This window comes from Bacillus cereus group sp. BfR-BA-01382, from assembly GCF_022663475.1.
GTDB classification, from domain to species: Bacteria; Bacillota; Bacilli; order Bacillales; family Bacillaceae_G; genus Bacillus_A; species Bacillus_A thuringiensis_S.
Window position 1 is genome coordinate 1 of sequence record NZ_JAKUFQ010000235.1, and the last position, 1382, is coordinate 1382.

The window sequence follows — 1382 nt, forward strand, 5'->3', positions numbered from 1 at the left end:
TTCTATACGCCTTATCCGTTTTCCAATGATGTTATTGGCTTACTTTTATGGGATTGTAGGTATTGTTAGTGGATTAATGCTTTTATTTGCTCATTTTGTTTCACTAACTTCCTATGGTTCACCATATGGAATGCCAATCGCACCATTTCGTCTCCAAGAGTTAAAAGATTCTTTTGTAAGATTTCCTATTTCGATGATTACCACCCGCTCGAGTACAGGACAGCCGAAACAAAGAAAGAAAAAAGAAGGTGGTTAACATGGGAAATCTTAAGTTCCAAAAAGTAACTTTATTCGAATTTATTATTTTCATTCATTCGCTTCAACTTGCATCTGGTATGTTAATTATGCCAAGCCCCCTTGCTACTAATGCTGGCACAGATGGCTGGATTTCGATCATTCTCGGATGGATAGTTACTTCTATAATCGGGGTATTTATTATATTAATGTTACAAAAAAATCCTAACAAAAATTTCTCACAAATCTTAAAAACATACTTTGGTAAATGGATAGGGACAATTCTTTTTCTTGCATATGCCTTTTATCTATTTTTTGCTGGATTTAATACTTTATTAAAGGCAACCGATATTGTAAAAGTGTGGATATTCCCTTCCACTCCTGCTTATCAAATCACCATATTATTACTATTACCTTTTATTATTTTAACCCTGAGTGGGTTAAGGGCTCTTACTAGTTATTCTATGCTTGTTTTCTTCTTCACTACTTGGATGCCACTATTTCTTCTTTTTTCACTAAAGACTAACTACAATCCTTTACACCTACTACCTATATTTAAAGAAGGATTATACCCTATTGTAAAGGCAACAAAAGAAACCATTACTCCTTATGCTGGCCTAGAAATTGCATATTATATATATCCATTCTTACAAAAAAAGCAAAAAGCCATAAAAGGACTACTAATAGCGAATACTGGAACCATGTTTTTCTATCTATATGTTACTATTCTTTCTTATATATACTTTAGTCCAGAGGGGATAAAAGACGTAATCTGGCCAGTATTTCATCTGTTAAAAGGGGTTCGTTTTTCTTTCATGGAACGATTAGAAATTATATATATCGCTTACTATTTAATTGTATTTTCCACTACGATATATCCGTATTTATTTTTCAGTTTTGAATCTGTGGCCATTTCACTTCAAAAAAACGCCCGCAATTGGGCGCTGCTTGCTTTTATGTTATTTATAGTTGGCCTATTTATTTTCCTAAATCCCGATGTGGATCAATATTTGTTTATATATTCTCTTATGGATATCTTAAATGTCGTTTTCTTTATTCTATTACCAATCTTATTTTTCGCTTACAGTATTCTTTTTACTTGGATTACTAGGAGGAAACAACTTTGATTCGAAAATGGATATGGATTG

The 1382-nt window shown here is 32.6% G+C and carries 2 protein-coding genes; both read left to right on the top strand.

The window, feature by feature from the left end; genetic code table 11:
- The coding region (locus MR160_RS35410) for a spore germination protein (RefSeq protein WP_242299214.1) at window positions 1-256 on the top strand (256 nt) is incomplete at its 5' end.
- 1 nt (window position 257) lies between these two features.
- Window positions 258-1361 carry a GerAB/ArcD/ProY family transporter gene (locus tag MR160_RS35415; protein ID WP_000527367.1) on the top strand — a complete coding sequence of 368 codons (1104 nt, stop codon included), beginning with the start codon at window positions 258-260 and terminating at the stop codon, window positions 1359-1361.
- Window positions 1362-1382: the final 21 nt, after the last annotated feature.

Excerpts from the sequence above, each read along its gene's own strand:
- MR160_RS35415 (WP_000527367.1), top strand. The coding sequence starts at position 258 with ATGGGAAATCTTAAGTTCCAAAAAGTAACTTTATTCGAATTTATTATT.